Source organism: Nodosilinea sp. LEGE 07298, from assembly GCF_015207265.1.
GTDB lineage: Bacteria > Cyanobacteriota > Cyanobacteriia > Phormidesmidales > Phormidesmidaceae > Nodosilinea.
In genome coordinates this window covers 1-17,371 of record NZ_JADEXE010000010.1, presented here as the reverse complement: position 1 = coordinate 17,371, position 17,371 = coordinate 1, and the positions used below count along the sequence as shown (strand labels likewise).

Genomic DNA, 17,371 nt, shown 5'->3' with positions numbered 1-17,371 from the left:
GCCGGTTTGCTACAGGGTAAAAACTTGCTACAGGGCTCCGCCAGCAGGCATCAGGGTGAGATCTTCAATCACCGCCTGGGGGGGCAAGAGAATAGTGTGCAAAATGGTTTGCGCTACTACCTCTGGAGACAGCATGGAGGAGCGATCAAAATCGGCATGCACGGTGTCGGTGTCCCAAATAGACGTATTGACGGCACCCGGAGACACAGTCACCACGCGAATGCCATGAGCCCGTTCTTCTACCGCCAATACCCGCGACAACGCCACCAGGGCAGCTTTACTAACGGTGTATGCACCCCAGTCAGGGAAAGCGGACTTGGCGGCAACGGAGGCAATGTTGACAATGGTGCCACCGCCAACCGCCCGCAGCGCTGGCAAAATCGACTGAATGCACTGGAACACACTGGTCACGTTTAAATCCATCACCCGCTGCCAATCGGCCAAAGGCATGGTGGCGATCGCGCCGGTATAGCCCATTCCGGCGTTGTTAACCACTACGCTAAGGGGGCCAAAATCAGCTAGCACCTCTGCCATCCGGTCCTGCAACCCCTCCATCTGAGCCAGATCAACGGCATAGGCTTTAGCCACTACCCCGCAGGCCGCTAATTCCTCCTGCACCGGCTGGAGCGAGTCCAAGGAACGGCTAATTAAGGCCACGTCGTACCCCGACTGGGCCAGGGCATGAGCGATCGCACGGCCAAGACCACGACTAGCCCCGGTTACCAGGGCGCGGCGCGGCAGGTCAGGAAACGTAGAAGTCTGCAATAGAAAGTACCCATTAACAAAGAACTTAGGGTAGTTAATACCCAGGGTCACTAGGGCTGAGGGAAGCCCAACTAAGGGTCTAAAACAACCCCATCAACTATGTTAACAAATGTAAACGGTTTATTAACGTAGTTATCGCTGTCCAGTACCGGGACTTTTTCACCCTAGCGCTAGCCCCAGACAGACAAATGAGTAGACGATTAACTCCTGCTCGGGTAGATGCCAACAATTGTGTTAACTGTGGCAACAGCGCTGCAGTTGTTGAACCTAAAGTGCCCCTAAGCCGCTTCAGCGAAAACGCCAATCTGACGGTATTTTTGGTAGCGGAGCTGCTGTCGCGCCGTTGGGGTGAGCTGAGATAAATCGGCTAGCTGCTGGATCAGCGCCTGCTTAAGACTATCTGCTGCCTCAATTGGGTGAGCATGGGCTCCACCCACGGGTTCGGTCAGCAGTACGTCCAAAAGCCCCAGCTGCTTTAAGTCCCAGGAGGTAATCTTGAGGGCTTCGGCGGCTTCTCCAGACCGGGCGGCGTCTTTCCACAAAATGGCGGCGCAGGCTTCGGGGCTGGCGACGGTGTACACCGAGTGCTCGAACATCATCAGGCGATCGCCCACCCCAATACCCAAAGCACCGCCAGAGCCGCCCTCACCAATAATGGTGCAAACGATCGGAACCGTGAGACTAAACATCTCTCGCAGGTTGTAGGCGATCGCTTCGCCCTGACCCATTTCTTCGGCTTCGTAGCCAGGGTAGGCCCCTGGGGTATCAATAAACGTAATGATTGGCATTGAAAAGCGATCGGCGTGACGCATCAGCCGCATCGCTTTGCGGTAGCCTCCAGGCGAGGCCATGCCGAAATTACGGGCTACATTGTCTTTCGTATCGCGTCCCTTTTGATGGCCCAAAATCACCACGGGGCGTCCATCTAGGCGGGCTACGCCACCGACTAGGGCAGGATCGTCTTTGCCGGAGCTGCGATCGCCGTGCAGCTCAATCCACTCATCGGTAATAGCTTGAATATAGTCGAGGGTACTGGGGCGGCGGGGGTGACGAGCTACCTGCAAGCGCTGAGCCGGAGTCAAATTTGAGAAAATTTCCTGGCGCAGATGGGTAGCGCGAGCCTCTAGCTGACGCAGCTGAGCCGAGACATCAACGTCGTTTTCCTCAGCCAGATCTCGAATTTGATCTATGCGAGCCTCTAGTTCGACCAGGGGCTTTTCAAACGACAGCAAAATCGACTTGCGCTCAGGTGGGGCCATAGCCAGGGGTGTACAAAAACATAAACAAGTTAGCGTAAAGCAAAGACTTTTCCGCCATTGGGCAGGGAATCCTGATCCATCCGTCTCTTAGAATACCAAGATGACGTCCCCATCGCCTAAGGTTAGAGCCCAACCCAGCCGGAAGGGGAATGTCTCCTAGGAGAGTTCAGCGGCCAGAGGAGTCACATTGAGGTCAAGCAGCGGGCGGAACCCGTGTCGCCGAGATGACTGGCCAATCATGTCCATTTTTTCGAGGGTGATCTGGTTGCGTCCCCAGGAAAAATTGGTGTACCACTTTTCAAACTCCAGCAGCATCGACTCAGCAAAACAGGCAAACAGCTGACGAGCGGGCACATCCATGTTCACAATGCTCATAATGCGCCAGTCAATATCGAGAGAGTGCTCAACAATGCCGCCCTTGAGCACGTAAACACCGTCATAGTTAAAGTGCTGATCAAGGTTTTTGGGATAGCCGCCGTCAATCATGAGGCATGGGCGTTTGAGCGTGTTGGAATCGACCTCAACGCCCTTGGCCATACTCGCTACCCAGACGACAATATCAGCCTTAGGCAGAGCGGTATCAAGATCCATCGCTATGCCACAGCCCAATTCTTCTTGCAGGCGATGTAGGCGTTCTTGATTGCGGGCAATGAGCAATAGGTCTTTAATATCGGTGCGAGCCGTGAGCCAGCGACAGACGGCACTGCCGATGTCGCCAGTAGCACCACACACGGCCACAGTGGCATCAGATAGATTAATGCCTAGTTTCGCTGAAGCCGCGACCACCTGCTGGCAAATGATGTAGGCCGTGTGGGTATTGCCGGTAGTGAAGCGCTCAAACTCTAGAGTGACGTTGCGCACCTGCTGAATTTGATTGAGGTTAAAGTTCTCAAAAATAATTGACGAAAACCCACCTAGGGCCGTGATGTCAATGCCGTGCTTTTGAGCATGAGCCATGGCGTTGATGATTTTACGGGTAGCCGCTTTGATGCGCTTTGCTGCTAGCATTTCGGGCAAAAAACACGACTCGACGTAGCGACCTTCAATCTGCTGGCCCGTGACGCTGGTCACCTTAATAGTGTCAACAATTTGGGGCGGGGCGCTGCACCAAAAGTCAAGTCCCTGGTCGGCATATTCTGGATACCCCAGATCTCGGGCTACAAGCTGGGCATGGTCAAGGCTGGTTAAATGTCCGATTAGGCCAAACATCGCAAATCTAGGTTACTGGGGATAGTGCGCCAGGAAGTATGGTGCAGGTTAACAATTCACCTACGATAAACTGCCCAGTGCTGGATTGAATAGCACACTGGGCAGCAAGTAGGTAGCGGTACACAAGGGAGCCATGGCCTTAAAGCCGCAGCCCGAAGAACCGCCGTAGACCGTTTTGGGGCAGCCGCAGCCTATATTATGGCGGTTAGACGGCCGCTAGCCCTTGGGCTGATAGCTTCATGACCTCGCGGCTAGAAAAGCCAATATTGGCCAGGGCTTCGCCGTAGGTAATCATAAAGTCTTCGACGAGGGCGTCTTTTTCCATCCCTAGCACCTGAGCATCGTCGGCGACTTCGTTGAGCATGGCCCAAATGATGGGCAGGTTTTGGCGGTTGGCGACTTCTAGCTCAGCCTTGGCCGACTCAAAGTTGGCTTTGAGCCACTCTTCGCCAAAGTTGAGGTGACTATACTCATCTTTAACCACGCCTTCGGTGATTTTGCGGGCAAAGTCGTCGGCTACGGGAATGTAAATGTTGTAGGCGGCGATCGCGAAGGTTTCAATAATCAGCGACTGAATCAGCAGGCAGGTGACAATCTTGCCTTCAGCCCAAGCCTGCTGAAAGTTTTGGTGCAGCTGAGCAAAAAACTTGGCGGCAAATTCCATATCAGGCGTGACGGCCAGATTCTTGCCGCAGGCCTGAAAGCCCTTCATATGACGGCTTTCCATTTTTGCCAAGCGCAGCAGGTCATCCTTAGCGTCAGGTAGAGACTCAGCCAGCTTGCAGTAGTTGTCGTAGGCTTCCTGCTCGCCTTCAATCACAATAGCGTTGATGCGGCTGTAAGCATCCTTGTAGTGATCTGACTGGTAGTCAAGGGTCGACATCGTCTCAAGCTGTTGCATAGCCATGGGTTCCTGCTGATTAGCGGATAACTTTCTAAATATTATATTGATCGCAATAATACTATGCCAAAGTCAACGGCCTTTGGGGGCACCTTAGGGATAAAAGCAAAGTTATTCTGCCCAAAAGCCTGTTAACACCTGCCAAAGAGCAATAAACACCATAGAAAAAAAGAGTCATCTCCCACTTTTTCATAAGTATTACTAATGAGTAGACCGGGTAACGGCTGTGCGCCAATAGCGGTTGATTCAAGCAATCGGGGGGTTCTCCCTCGCCTTTCCGATCTACTTTCAAGCTTTTGCAAATATAGAAAACCTGAGCGATCGATATAGTGAATGCCCGCCAGTCTTAACGGTTAAATTGAGAGTATTTAAGGTCGTAGATTGAAATTTTTTAGGGTAGATTGCTGGCCTAGAAGAAACCTGGGCAAACCGTGGAATTGAGACAAAAAATTGTCGACCAGGACAGCAGGCTAGACAAGGGGGCAGGCACCATTTCGCCACGAAAATCGAGCAGCTGCACCAGCACCAAATAGCCCACGGCTAACAGCAAAGAAATGATGCCAGTAACAACGGCGACCAGCTTAGATCGATCCATAGGAGTTGCAAGAACTTGAGGGCACGAAGCAGGATTAAGCGACGACCTTAAACCTAGCGCATCCAGGCGTGGCTTGGCGGATTGGAGCCGGGCCTAGAGGCTAGTACCATAGTGCCATTAGGTGGGTATCCTGAACAGTAACCGACCAATGCTGGCCTGACCATTTTCACCGCTTTTTCCCTATTGATTAGGCGATTGAGCGTAATGGATTGGCACAATAGAATGACAGTTGCTTCAGGGATACATTTGAGGCGCGCAGTGTTGAGGCGCACAGTATTGGCAGGATGGTCTTGAGGGCATCGTTTATGGGCGCGGCATTGTCACAGCATGAGTTAACCACACTACCGGATCAGCCTCCGGTCGTGGTGCAAACGACTGGGTTAAGTAAGGCCTACCGCACCGGGTTTTGGCTGAACCAACAGATTACGTCCTTGAAAGACTGTTCATTGACAATTCGGCAAGGCGAAACCTTCGGGCTGCTTGGCCCAAACGGGGCGGGTAAAACGACCCTGCTAAAAATTTTGCTGGGGATCGTTCGGCCTACGGCCGGTAGCGCCATGCTGCTGGGTCATCCCCTCGGCGATAGCGCCGTGAAGCAGCGGATTGGCTATTTGCCTGAAAATGCTTACTTCTACGACTTCTTGACCGGCTGGGAGTTTTTGCAGTACACCGCTGGGCTATTTGGCCTCTCGCGAGCTGCCCAACAGCGCCGCATTACCGAACTGCTCGATCTGGTGGGGCTACCCCAAGCTGCTGCCAAAAAGAAACAGCTGCGCCAGTACTCAAAGGGTATGCTGCAGCGGGTAGGTATGGCCCAGGCACTCATGAACGATCCCGACGTGGTCTTTTTGGATGAGCCGATGTCGGGGCTTGACCCCACCGGACGATTTCAGGTGCGGGAGATTATCTTGGCCCTGAAGCGGGAGGGCAAGACGATCTTTTTTAACAGCCACATTTTGTCGGATGTCGAGGTCATTTGCGATCGCATTGCCATTCTCGACCAGGGCGAACTGGTTGCCATAGGCAGCCTAGACGACCTGCTGGGTACCGCTGACCAATATGTGGTCAAAGGGCGTGGTGGGCGTATAGCTGAGCTTGAGCCCTGGCTCGACCAGATAACTGTGCAGGGCGACCTTTGGCAGGGCCACATTAAGGGCGACCCCTACGGATTTACGCAACAAATTTCTTTGGCGGGGGGGCACTTGGTTACCCTACAGCAAGCTCGCCCCACCCTGGAAGAATTTTTTATTGCCCAAATTCGCCAGCGCCAAGCCGGAGATAAGCTGAAGGAAGGAGAGGAGATAAGGAAGGTAAGGCGATGAGGGAAGTCACCTTTTGGTGTTTATCCTTTGGGCAGTAAAGGCCCGAACCTTACCTTGTAGCTAGTTCATCTGCTGGTTCAGCATCCCTGGTTACTCTGCGGTTACGACCATGGCCGATCGCGGGGGCAGCGTCAGGCTGTCGCTGGCCCAGGTTGCGCCGTGGTAGGCGAAGACCTGCTCAGCGGACTTGACCGCTGGGGTGAGGGCATCAGTGGACAGGGTAATCGTATCGTCGGAGCCAGGATTCAGCGCCACAATGACGCGATCGCCCTCCAGGCTGCGGCTAAAGACATAGCCCATGCCCTCGGCATGCAGCACCTCGTAGGTGCCGGTGTGCAGGGCCGGGTAGCGGTGGCGCAGGGCAATCAGCTCGCGGTGAATTTTGAGCATATCCTGGTGCCACTCTTTTTCGGGTGGAAAGGTGCGGCGGCAGTCGGGGTCAAGCTCGCCCGGCAGACCTACTTCATCGCCGTAATAAATGCTGGGCGCACCCGGAAAGGTAAACAGCAGCAGGGTTGAGAGCACCATGCTGGCATCATCTTCACCCACAACCGAGTAAATGCGAGCGACATCGTGGCTGGAGAGTAGATTGAGCTGGGTAAGCTGAATCTCCCAGGGGTAAAGCTCCAGCAAGTGCTGAATTTTGTCAGCGTAACCAGCTGCATCTAGGGCTGGGTAGGGGTAGTAGTGGGGATCTTCTACTAGGTCCATGCGAACGCGATCGCCCGCCGCAAAGGCGATCGTTGGCCCCGTAAACAAGTAGTTCATCACCCCATCAAACTGGGTGCCGTCGAGCCACTGGCGGGCATCGAGCCAAACTTCGCCCACGATGTAGGCGTCGGGGTTGATGGCCTTGATGCGATCGCGGAACTCCTGCCAAAACCCTTCGGTCTTCACCTCAAAGGGCACATCTAGCCGCCAGCCGTCGATGCCCTGCCGCACCCAGTACTCGCCCACCCGCATCAGGTACTCGCGCACCGCTGGGTGGTCGTGTTTAAACTGGGGCAGGGCGCGATTGTCGACCCAGCTAGTGTAGTTAGCGGGCAGGGCTCCATCGTAAGCCGACAGCGGCCAGCCTTCTACCGCAAACCACTCCAGCCAGGGGGAGTTGGGGCCATTTTCGAGAATGTCATTAAAGAAGAAGAAGCCGCGACTGCAGTGGTTAAACACGCCATCGAGCACTACTTTCATGTCTTTGGCGTGGGCCGCCTCTAGCAGGTCAAAGAAGGCTGGATTCCCCCCCAGCAGCGGATCAACCTGGTAGTAATCGTGGGTATGGTAGCGATGGTTGGAGGCCGACTGAAAAATCGGCGTCATATAGATGGCAGTAACACCTAGATCGGCTAGGTAGTCGAGCTGCTCAGCTACGCCCCACAGGTCGCCACCCTTATAGCCAAAGGGGGTAGGGAGCGTTTCCCAGGGTTCTAGTGTTACTGCCATGGCGGGGTGATCGAGATGCCGCTGGGTACGGGCAAACCGGTCGGGAAAGATCTGGTAAAAGACAGCGTGCTTCACCCAGTCCGGGGTTTGAAAAGCCATGGATTTTTGCCTCGGTTTCTACCGTTAGGCTACCGTCATCTGGGCGGAGTGGCCACGGTAAAATACCCTGAGCAAAAGATTTTGGCTGGAAAACTTTGAGTCCCAGCTTGCCCTATCCAACGGTTTTTGGCAAAGCAGCACACCGTGATTTTTCCTAAGTTTCTATCATATGGGTATAAACCCCAACATAGCAGCCGCTGGGGTGACGACCCAGCAGATACAGATTTACATCTACCGCTCCCACCCGGTAAAAATTGAGATCTTGCAGGTGCGTTTGCAACACCTCTTGCAGACGCTTATACCGCTGGGTCAGATTGCCGCCTTGAGGTGTACTCCAGTAAAAGTTATCAAATATACGCCGGAAGAATTCGTCGGCAGAGCGGTGCTCGAAGGTGTCAGCGTTGGTGCCTAGCTGCTTGCCCAGGGATGTGGCATCTAGGTTAGGGTCAGCATAGATGGCGATCGCCAGGGGAGCATCGGTTTCGCTCGGGTACCAGAGACCGGCGATCGCCTCCTCCAAGGCCGTCAAACAGGTGACAAAATCGCTGTGGTGGGGTTGAAGTTCCATATCAAGCTGCTGGTAAGGTTTTCAAAATGCCCATAGCTTCGGCTATGTGACCTTTGGGGTTGAACTGCGAATTGAAGATGTGGCGCACTATACCCTCGCGATCGATAACGTAGGTCACTCGACCCGGCAGTAGCCCTAGGGTAGCAGGTACACCATAGGCCTTTCGCACCGCCGAATTGGCATCGCTGACCAGCGTAAAGGGCAAATTGTGCTTGCTGGCAAAGGCCCGGTGCGAGTCGGGCGAGTCGCTGCTAATGCCAATCACCTCGGCCCCTGTTGCGACGAAGTCATCATAACTGTCGCGAAACGAGCACGATTCTACCGTGCAGCCGGGGGTGTCGTCTTTGGGATAGAAGTATAGCACCACCGTCTTTTGGCCCTGAAAGCTGCTCAGAGTGACTTGTTCACCCTTTTGGTTAGGCAGCGTAAAATCGGGGGCCGCATCGCCAACCTGAATCGCCATAGATGCCAATCTCCTGCGCAGGGGTTAATAGTTCTTTAGAATACTTAATAAAGCACCTCATGCTCAACGGATATGTCCACTCTCGTCTGGTTCCGCAACGATCTTCGCCTTCATGACCACCAGCCGATCGATGAGGCTTTACGGGCCGGAAAACCGATTGTGCCGGTCTACTGCTTTGACCCGCGCCAGTTTGGTCAGACATCCTTTGGCTTTCCCAAAACGGGGGCTTACCGAGCGCAGTTTTTGCTGGAGAGCGTGGCCGATTTGCGGCGATCGCTGCAAGCCCTAGGCAGCCATCTGGTCGTGCGAGTCGGCAAACCTGAAGACATCATTCCAGACCTGGTAAAGGCCCATGGGGTTGAAACCGTCTACTGGCATGAGGAAGTGACCAGTGAGGAACGGCGGGTCGAGCAAGCCCTGGAAGTTAGGCTAGGGGAGATGAGTTGTAAAACCGAGGTGTATTGGGGCGCAACGCTCTACCATCCTGATAACCTACCCTTCGAGATTGCGCGTCTGCCCGAGGTATTTACCCAGTTTCGTAAACAAGTTGAGCAGCACAGCACTATAGATATGGCCCTGCCCCGGCCAGCCAAACTGCCGCCGATGCCCCCAATAGAGCCTGGTCCGCTGCCAACACTGGCTGATTTTGGCCTGGAGCCACCTATTTCCTACAGCCGCGCCGTGCTCAGCTTTGCGGGGGGCGAAACCGCTGGCCGAGACCGCCTCAACCACTATGTGTGGGAAGCCGACTGCCTCAAGACCTACAAACAAACCCGCAACGGCATGGTGGGGGCCAACTATTCGGCCAAGCTCTCGGCCTGGCTGGCGCTGGGCTGTCTGTCGCCTCGGCAAGTTTACGAAACGGTACAGGACTACGAATCTAAACGCATTCGCAATGACTCCACCTACTGGCTCATCTTTGAGCTGCTGTGGCGCGACTACTTTCGCTTTATCTGCGCCAAGCACGGCGATCGCGTCTTTTATCCTTCTGGCTTACGGGGGCTACAGATCGATTGGAAACAGGATTGGACGCGTTTTGAAGCCTGGCGAAATGGCGAAACGGGCTTTCCTTTAGTCGATGCCAATATGCGCGAACTGGCTAGATCTGGATTTATGTCAAACCGGGGCCGACAAAATGTGGCTAGTTTTTTAACCAAAAATTTGGGCATTGACTGGCGCATAGGGGCCGAGTGGTTTGAGTCACTTCTGATTGACCACGACGTGTGCAGCAACTATGGAAATTGGAACTATACCGCTGGCGTCGGCAACGATGCGCGCGGGTTTCGCTACTTCAACATTCCAAAGCAGGCGAAGGACTACGACCCAGACGGCCTCTTCGTCAAACACTGGCTGCCCGAGCTAGAAAATATTCCCGCCGCTAAGGTACATGAACCCTGGAAACTGCAGCCCGTGGAGCAGAAACGCTTTGGTGTAACCATCGGTGTCGACTACCCGCGCCCCATCGTAGACCTGCATAAATCAGTACAGGCCAACGAAAAAATCTACAATGCCGCCCGCGAAATTCGTTAAGAGTTTTGCTCACGCTGAGCTGTAACGATTTGCTGTCGCAACAGCGCCCAAATGCTACCCACAGCTCCATCTGTAAACTTCAGATATGGCTGGTTATTGCTGCTGCTTCGATGGTAGCCAGAACCCAACACAGCTATTTTATTGATTCATTTAACCGTAGTCTTTGTAACGGCAAGCGATGTTGAGCTAACATACACTTTATGCAGTGTTGACAATGTCACAGTTCACTGACTCACCCTACGGGCAAGCCTGGACGGGTAAAAGCAGTTGCTAGGACAGAGCCAGCGCTAACGCATTTTCATAAATCAAACCTTTAAATCAAAACCTTAAATCAAAGCGTTGAATCAGCCATTTAACCTACAACCCCAGCTTTGGACGGCTGGGGTTTTTTGTGGGAATTGCCTCAACGTGGGTATCGTTCAACTTTCCAATTAAACTACCCAACTGAACTAATGGCTGCTACCTCCCATAGCTCCCCATTAACCCTGTTTGGACTGCCCGCAGAACGGGGCCGCTGGCTATTGATTCCCCTGGGCATTGTGGTGCTGCTGTGCTTGGGTACGGTCTATGCCTGGAGCATTTTTAGAAAACCTTTAGAACTGGAACTGGGTATTGGCGCGACGGAGAGTCTGCTGCCCTACACCGTGGCGCTGGTATTTTACGCCGGGCTGATGCCCGTTGCTGGTTTTTACATTCCTCGGTGGGGGCCGCGTCTGGTGATGACTTTAGGTGGCCTGGTGCTGGGAGCAGGCTATGTGCTGGCCAGTATTGCCCCCCACATTGGTGCCATCACCCTTGCCTACGGCGTCATTGCGGGTACTGGGGTTGGCATTGCCTACGGTGTGCCGATGGCGGTGGTGGCCCGCTGGTTCCCCGAGCGCAAAGGGCTGGCAGTGGGCTCAACCATTATTGGGTTTGGCCTATCACCGCTGATCACTGCCCCTTTGGCCAATAGCCTTATTGAAGCTTTTGGGGCGCGGTTAACGCTGCGTATTTTTGGGCTGGTGTTTACGGCCATAATTCTGGCGATCGCCACTACCCTCAGGTTTCCTCCTCAAGGCTGGCACCCCTCCTCGGCCAACTCGCTCCAGGCCCAGGCAATGGTCAACCGCTCCTACCCTACCCACCTGCTCACAAGTCGTGCCTTCTACGGACTGTGGATTTGCTACGCCATTGGTGCCCTGGTGGGTCTGAGCGCCATTGGCATCTCTAGTCCGGTGGGCGAAGAAATCATTCGCCTTGACCCTACGGTAGCCGCCAGTAGTGTAGCCCTGTTTGCAATCTTCAACGGGCTGAGCCGCCCGCTATTTGGCTGGTTGAGCGATCGCTATCGGCCCCACTATGTGGCGATCGCCTCCTACAGTCTGATCGTGGTGGCCTGCATTCTGATGCTTCACGCTCAAACTGGCCAGGTCGTGACCTATCTAGTAGCCTTTTGCCTGTTTTGGTTCTGCCTAGGGGGCTGGCTAGCTATGGCCCCTACCCTCACCCTACGCATGTTTAACCCCGACCAGTACGCCCAAAATTACGGATTGGTCTTTACCGCCTACGGGGTGGGTGCCCTGGTCGGCACCCTGAGCGCCGGTCAAATTCGCGACTGGCTGGGCAGCTACACCTATGCTTTCTATCCCATGATGGGGCTGGCGGTCGTTGGCATTGGTGTAGCCATGGCGTTTCTCAAACCCGATACTTACCCGCATCGATAGAGCAGGCGCGATTGGTTTAGAATCACCACAGATAATCCTTTACCCTTTTGCTTTGGGAATGGCTCAGTCTTCTACTTCCCGCCGCCCGCTGGTGAGCCCCTGGGACCGCCTGGTAACTTTTGCCACCAGCGAAACCGTACTCTATGTGGTGAAGCGTATTTTGCAAGCGGCGCTGACGCTGCTGCTGGCTTCAGCCCTCAGCTTTTTTGTGATTCAGCTGGCTCCAGGCAATTTCCTTGACCAGTACCGCCAGAGCCCTCAGTTTTCTCCTGAGACCCTGGCCCAGCTTGAAACCCAGTTTGGCCTCGACCAACCGGTGTGGCGGCAGTACCTCAACTGGCTCTACCAGGTCATTTTTCACGGTAACTTTGGCCTCAGCTTTGCCTACCAGCGGCCGGTGGTCGAGCTGCTGTTGGAGCGGGTGCCCAATACCCTGTTATTGTCCTTGGCCGCGATCGCAGTGACCTGGTTGGTTGCCTTGCCCATGGGCATTTTAGGGGCCGTCAACCAAAATCGTTTTCTCGACAAAGCTCTGCGGGTGCTGAGCTACCTGGGACAGGGCATGCCCACTATTGTGACTGGCCTACTGCTGCTATTTTTTGCTCAAAGCGTGGCTCCCCTGTTCCCGATTGGCGGACGCACCAGCATTATTCACGACGACCTCAACTGGTTTGGCAAACTTGTCGACGTGGGCTGGCACCTGATTTTGCCAACTCTGGCCCTCAGCATTACCAGCTTTGCTGGACTACAGCGCATCACCAGAGGGCAACTGCTCGATGTTTTGCGGCAAAACTACATTCAGACCGCCCGTGCTAAGGGGCTTTCCGAAAACCGGGTAGTTTACGTCCATGCCCTGCGCAACGCGATCAACCCGCTGATTACCCTGCTGGGCTTTGAGTTTGCCAGCCTGCTGGGGGGCTCGTTTATTATTGAAACCTACTTCAACTGGCCTGGCCTAAGCAGGCTGATTCTAGAAGCGGTGCAGGCCCAGGATTTATATCTGGTAATGGCCAGCCTGATGATTGGAGCAATTATGCTAATTATCGGCAACCTGCTGGCCGATTTGGCCCTGAGTTTTGTAGACCCGCGCATTCGCCTGTCGGATATTAACTAGGGCAGCCTTAGACCTATGGTTTCTCAGCTTTACTACCTGCTGCGATCGCGCGCCGACGGCAGCTACCTGGTCGCCCGCCCCCACGGCGGCAGTCCTAACCAGCCACTGCCTACTGGGTTTTTGCTGGTGTTTACCGCCGACTACGATGCCCTCAGCTACCTAAATGCTCACGCCCCTGAGCTCAGCGACAAATTTGCGATCGAGACCATTACCACCTCAAGCCTCAAGCCTTTGATCAGCCGCTGGGATTTTCAGGGGTTGGGTATGGTCAATGACCCCCGTCTGCCCCAGGTAGAGTTCTTTAACCGCAGCTAGCTGAAAGGGTTAGACTCCCGCTTGTCTTTAGCCAAGAGTCTCTACTTAATCTTGATCAGGGCGAGTAAAGAGCCTAAAGTAAAGCCCCTGGCCCAGTTCCTTGAGAGGAAAGACCAAATAGGTAAGCGGGTTAATGGTGACAATAATATTGCGCACGTTCCGCTTAGCCAATGCCACCACCGCCCAGGCGACCCAGTCGGCAGACATCACTCCAATCGGGTTGAGGTTGCTCTTAAACGGCCCCAAAATCACCTTGCGCACCACGCAGGGGGCATCGAGCCGCCGCAGACTGACCAGGTCGCCCATTAGCCGCTTAGACACCTCATACAGTGGGCTAAAGGCCGGGTTAACTTCGGCCTCAGACGTATTTACCCACACCTCTTTCGTGGCCCGTTGGGGAGACGTTTCTACCGTGCTAAAGAAGACTTCCATCAGGCGATAGCCCGAGAGAGCGTTGGCCTCTAGGGAGGTGTGAATGGCCTCGGGGGTGCGATCGCCGTGCACGTTCAGCCCGTGGTTCAGAATCAAAATATCTACCTTCTTGAGCGCCTCACGCAGCTCAGCCTCAGCCCCAGGTTGCCACGTCCAGCAGGGAATGCCATCGGCAAAGGTCGCATCAGCTGAGGTGGTGAGAGCAATGGGTCGGGCCTTTTGACGGGCTAGCTCCTGCAGTAGGGCACGGCCCATCGTGCCCGAAGCGCCAGTAACGGCAACAGTTTTGCCCTTGAGGGAAACAGCAGTGCCCATGAGCTTATCTAGAAAGGTTAAGTAGCCAGAGAAGTAGGCGTTGGTATCGTCAAAATGATGCCGCCAGTGGTAAGTGCGGTTGACCCGCCAATTGCCAGGAATAGTGGTGAGTTCGCCAGGTTCATGGGTGAGGTCGGTAGTCAGCCACCAGCCCTGAGAGCGAGCGATCGCGGCCACCAAAAAGCTCAGGCCGTACAGCGAGCCTATCCATAGCCCAGCAATGCCCGTGGAAATGGCTAATCCTGCCAATGCCCCGGCCATAACTATGGATTCCGGGGCGTCGTTGTAGAGCTGGGCCTGGCGATAGAGGGTAGGGCTAACGGGCGTAAAGTCTTTTTTGTAGGCCCGATGGTGCCAATTGTGCAGCCGCATTAGCGGGGGCCAGTAGTGGCTGACCACGTGGTAAACATCCCGTAGGGCCTCTGCTATCACAATCGCGATCGCGCCCCACAACCCCTGCCAAACAACCGTTTCAAGCGGCATAAATATATTCACACCAAGTCGAGCAATTCACATTCTGACACGACTTGATACGGGGTGCAGGGCTGTAGAGCAATAGCAAAGCCCTGGGCCTAGGCCCAGGGCTTACTTCAAACATTTAGATGTGGGAGGAGCCAGGTCTTAGCCTAGGCCGAAGGTTGTTCGTCGGCAGCGGTTGCCGGGGCGGCTCCCACCGGGCGAGATACTTCAATTCCATTTTGTTCGAACACTACCACTGGATCGCTACCACGCACCTCAATGCGCTTGACCAGCACCCGCCCATTGGCAACGCGCTGACCAGCCTTGACGTACTGACTACCAGCAGAGGTTTCTACCACCGCAAAGTTTTCGTTGCCAATAGTCATTACCCCGCTCACGAGCACCGCTTCAGCCAGAGTAGGCTGCGGTAGGGCCGGCAGGGGTGCCAAGGGCGGCGTACCACCGGGCTGAGTCCTGCCTCCTGGGGCACCGGGAGCAGCACCGCCTGTGGTGCCAGCCCCAGTACCTGCGCCACCTGGAGTGCCAGGAGCCGCTGCCACTGGTGAGCCAGCACCACCAGCGGTACCACCAGCGCCAGCTGAAGTAGCGCCTGCTGGGCTAGCGGCAACAGGAGAGGGAGAACCAGGTGGAGTTGGTGGGGCCACCACCTGGGGCGGCGGTGGTATGGGCACAGCCGCAAAGGGATCGATACGGTTATTGTTGATCTGCTGTAGTCGCTCGTTTGGGTCCGTAGACTGAATCAAATCGGCCCGAGCAATGGGCGATAGCTGAGGCGCAACAGGCACCAGAGGTTCGGCAAATTCTTCGTCAGTGGCCACTTGATCTTCGGGCACCGGCACCGGCTCGATCACGGCACCTTCGGTAGGAATGTTTTCTTCGATGGATGTGCCAATCTGACCAGCCCGCTGAGCTATAAAAGCACCAAGCAGCGGTGTGGAGAGCAACATTACTCCCAAACCGCCCAGGCTCATGATCAAGCCGTTGCGAGCCCACTTGCGGCCCCAAAACTTGATGCAGTAAACCAGTAGAACAAAGGGCACAAACAGCGAGAGCAGGCCCCATACAGGGCTAACTCGAAACGCGTCTACCAGGCCAACAATGCCGCCTACGGTAGCCAGCAAAAAACCCAGTACAAATAAAACTAAAAACGCGATCGCCCCCATGGCCAAGCCTCCTTGCTTCCTGAGCCGATGTTTCTCAACGATAGCTCAATTCTGCTGATGCGGTTCATTATCTACCGATACGGCGTGATTTAAGCAATTTCATCTTCGTTAGAGACCATTAGGGTCTGGAGGTGGCTGAGCCCCTGCTTGACCCGTCGCGATACGGTAACAGCGCTGATGCCCATGCGCTCAGCGGTTTCTTTTTGAGTCAGGTCATAGAGAAAGACAAACTCCAGCACTTCGCGAGTGCGTTGTTCAAGCTGGTGCAGCGCTTGCTGTAGGCGGATTTGATCTTCCTGAGCCAGCTGAAAGCTTTTGTACTTGAGATCGGGCAGCAGATCACCTAGGCAAGCCGATTCTTCATCTTGCACTGGGGCATCGAGGCTGAGCAACGAACGGTTGCGGTTAGCCAGCTTTACGTCTTGCCACTCAGCCACCGAGATTTCAAGCGCAACGGCAATTTCGGCATCGGTAGGGCCTCGGCCCAGTTCGGCTTGCATCTGGCGAATCACGCGGGTTGACTGACTTTGCAGTGCCTGCCACCGTCGCGGAATACGCATAGACGTGCTCTTGTCGCGCAGGTAGTGCTGAATTTCACCCCGAATATAAGGAATAGCGAAAGAGCTAAAGGCATAGCCCTTGGCCATATCAAACCGCTCGATAGCCCGAATCAGCCCCAGGCTACCCACCTGCATCAGGTCATCAAAGGTTTCGGTAGTCTGCTGTAGCCAGCGATAGGCTTCGCGGCGCACTAACCCAATGTTGAGCTGTACCAGCTGGTTGCGTAAGTTGAGATCAGGGTTGCTTTGATACTGCCGCAGCAGCTCTAGAGTATTGCCTTTAGCGTGAAACCGAGAAGTAGCGACCATAGCGTTTTCAGGAAACGTCAAATCCAACTGGATAACCGAGAACTGTGCCCCCAAGTGGAGTAACCCTGGCACCAAGGCGGTGAACTACCGGCTATGGGCGCAGGCAAATACCTGCTGCCCTGCCCTTGTCAATCGCTGTTGGCGCTGTTGATTACGAGGCGGCATATGGAAAGATGGTGTGCTCGTGATATCAGCCTAAGGTTAGGGGAGAAAGCTCACAATAGCGGAACTACGGATCAGCCCTGGACTCGCCTACTCAGTATAGAATCTGACGATTCTATTCTCAAAAGCAGTAGCGGCGGTGGCGAAAAATTGACGCCTGAAGTGGCTACCAAGGCCGTCCAAAGAGGTTTTGGCCTATGGCCAACCCTTATGCCATAAAGGATTCCGGCTTATTCATGAAATACCCACAGCTCTATGAATTTTTAGTCAAACGATCTGCTTTCTGGCGGGTTGACCGCCGAAATCTTATTTTTCTTCCAAGGAAAATGTGAAATTCCCGGCTATCTTTGGATTCAATGCCCGTATATTCCCTGGGGTAGAGATAGAAACGTTACATAAATTTTTCGCTAGATCAGGCGTAATCAGCTCAGTGACGGTTCAGACGCTAGCTTTCTCACCCTGGCCTCATCCACAGAGGAACTGGTTGTGAAAGGATAGAGGAAGATAGCGATCGCCAGGCCCATCCCCCTCATCCTTAAACTTGAGCATGGTTTTCTTTAAAGCTCACCCCGACTGGCAACAGCCTTACTCTGAAATAACTCCCGAAGGGGTATTTTGGCGGCGGCGACGGTTTATGACCTCGCTGATAGGTGCGGGGGTGGGC

At 54.6% G+C, this 17,371-nt stretch carries 16 protein-coding genes; 5 read left to right on the top strand and 11 right to left on the bottom strand.

Annotation, left to right across the window (positions count from 1 at the left end; genetic code table 11):
- Positions 1 to 27: 27 nt before the first annotated feature.
- The 5 genes from IQ273_RS02515 to IQ273_RS02495 all read right to left on the bottom strand — a co-directional run bounded on the left by IQ273_RS02515 (position 28) and on the right by IQ273_RS02495 (position 4,729).
- Positions 28 to 765 (bottom strand): SDR family oxidoreductase, encoded by a 738-nt coding sequence (locus IQ273_RS02515; RefSeq protein WP_194021607.1) that lies wholly within the window; start codon positions 763 to 765, stop codon positions 28 to 30.
- A gap of 278 nt (positions 766 to 1,043) precedes the next feature.
- Entirely contained in the window at positions 1,044 to 2,024 is a 981-nt protein-coding gene (gene accA / locus IQ273_RS02510) for an acetyl-CoA carboxylase carboxyl transferase subunit alpha (RefSeq protein ID WP_194021606.1), read from the bottom strand.
- 156 nt (positions 2,025 to 2,180) lie between these two features.
- Entirely contained in the window at positions 2,181 to 3,233 is a 1,053-nt protein-coding gene (locus tag IQ273_RS02505) for a long-chain acyl-[acyl-carrier-protein] reductase (RefSeq protein WP_194021605.1), read from the bottom strand.
- Between the two features lie 205 nt (positions 3,234 to 3,438).
- On the bottom strand, positions 3,439 to 4,134 hold the full coding sequence (locus IQ273_RS02500) for an aldehyde oxygenase (deformylating) (protein WP_278000521.1): 696 nt from the start codon (positions 4,132 to 4,134) through the stop codon (positions 3,439 to 3,441).
- A 409-nt stretch (positions 4,135 to 4,543) separates the two neighbouring features.
- On the bottom strand, positions 4,544 to 4,729 hold the full coding sequence (locus IQ273_RS02495) for a hypothetical protein (protein WP_194021603.1): 186 nt from the start codon (positions 4,727 to 4,729) through the stop codon (positions 4,544 to 4,546).
- A gap of 305 nt (positions 4,730 to 5,034) precedes the next feature.
- Between IQ273_RS02495 and IQ273_RS02490 the strand changes: the two genes are divergently transcribed.
- Entirely contained in the window at positions 5,035 to 6,051 is a 1,017-nt protein-coding gene (locus IQ273_RS02490) for an ABC transporter ATP-binding protein (protein WP_194021602.1), read from the top strand.
- A 90-nt stretch (positions 6,052 to 6,141) separates the two neighbouring features.
- Here IQ273_RS02490 and IQ273_RS02485 read toward each other — a convergent pair whose 3' ends face one another.
- The 3 genes from IQ273_RS02485 to IQ273_RS02475 all read right to left on the bottom strand — a co-directional run bounded on the left by IQ273_RS02485 (position 6,142) and on the right by IQ273_RS02475 (position 8,621).
- Entirely contained in the window at positions 6,142 to 7,590 is a 1,449-nt protein-coding gene (locus IQ273_RS02485; protein ID WP_194021601.1) for a glycoside hydrolase family 13 protein, read from the bottom strand.
- A gap of 154 nt (positions 7,591 to 7,744) precedes the next feature.
- Entirely contained in the window at positions 7,745 to 8,158 is a 414-nt protein-coding gene (locus IQ273_RS02480; RefSeq protein ID WP_194021600.1) for a nuclease A inhibitor family protein, read from the bottom strand.
- Between the two features lies 1 nt (position 8,159).
- The gene (locus IQ273_RS02475) at positions 8,160 to 8,621 is read right to left on the bottom strand and encodes a peroxiredoxin (RefSeq protein ID WP_194021599.1); all 462 of its coding nucleotides are present in this window, start codon (positions 8,619 to 8,621) and stop codon (positions 8,160 to 8,162) included.
- Positions 8,622 to 8,693: 72 nt separating this feature from the next.
- On the opposite strand from IQ273_RS02475, the gene IQ273_RS02470 reads away from it, so the two are divergent.
- The 4 genes from IQ273_RS02470 to IQ273_RS02455 all read left to right on the top strand — a co-directional run bounded on the left by IQ273_RS02470 (position 8,694) and on the right by IQ273_RS02455 (position 13,286).
- A complete protein-coding gene (locus tag IQ273_RS02470) occupies positions 8,694 to 10,151 on the top strand; it encodes a DASH family cryptochrome (protein WP_194021598.1) in 1,458 nt (485 codons plus the stop codon).
- A 452-nt stretch (positions 10,152 to 10,603) separates the two neighbouring features.
- Entirely contained in the window at positions 10,604 to 11,857 is a 1,254-nt protein-coding gene (locus tag IQ273_RS02465; RefSeq protein WP_194021597.1) for an OFA family MFS transporter, read from the top strand.
- A gap of 58 nt (positions 11,858 to 11,915) precedes the next feature.
- Positions 11,916 to 12,971 (top strand): ABC transporter permease, encoded by a 1,056-nt coding sequence (locus IQ273_RS02460; protein WP_228052238.1) that lies wholly within the window; start codon positions 11,916 to 11,918, stop codon positions 12,969 to 12,971.
- A gap of 15 nt (positions 12,972 to 12,986) precedes the next feature.
- Positions 12,987 to 13,286, top strand: a complete 300-nt coding sequence (locus IQ273_RS02455) for a hypothetical protein (protein ID WP_194021596.1) — start codon at positions 12,987 to 12,989, stop codon at positions 13,284 to 13,286.
- A gap of 45 nt (positions 13,287 to 13,331) precedes the next feature.
- On the opposite strand, the gene IQ273_RS02450 is transcribed toward IQ273_RS02455, so the two are convergent.
- From IQ273_RS02450 to IQ273_RS02440, 3 genes are all read right to left on the bottom strand, one after another.
- On the bottom strand, positions 13,332 to 14,516 hold the full coding sequence (locus tag IQ273_RS02450; protein WP_194021595.1) for a bifunctional sterol desaturase/short chain dehydrogenase: 1,185 nt from the start codon (positions 14,514 to 14,516) through the stop codon (positions 13,332 to 13,334).
- Between the two features lie 143 nt (positions 14,517 to 14,659).
- Positions 14,660 to 15,676: a hypothetical protein gene (locus IQ273_RS02445; protein ID WP_194021594.1), complete on the bottom strand. Its 1,017-nt coding sequence runs from the start codon at positions 15,674 to 15,676 to the stop codon at positions 14,660 to 14,662.
- 89 nt (positions 15,677 to 15,765) lie between these two features.
- A complete protein-coding gene (locus IQ273_RS02440; RefSeq protein WP_194021593.1) occupies positions 15,766 to 16,545 on the bottom strand; it encodes an RNA polymerase sigma factor SigF in 780 nt (259 codons plus the stop codon).
- Positions 16,546 to 17,371 lie beyond the last annotated feature (826 nt).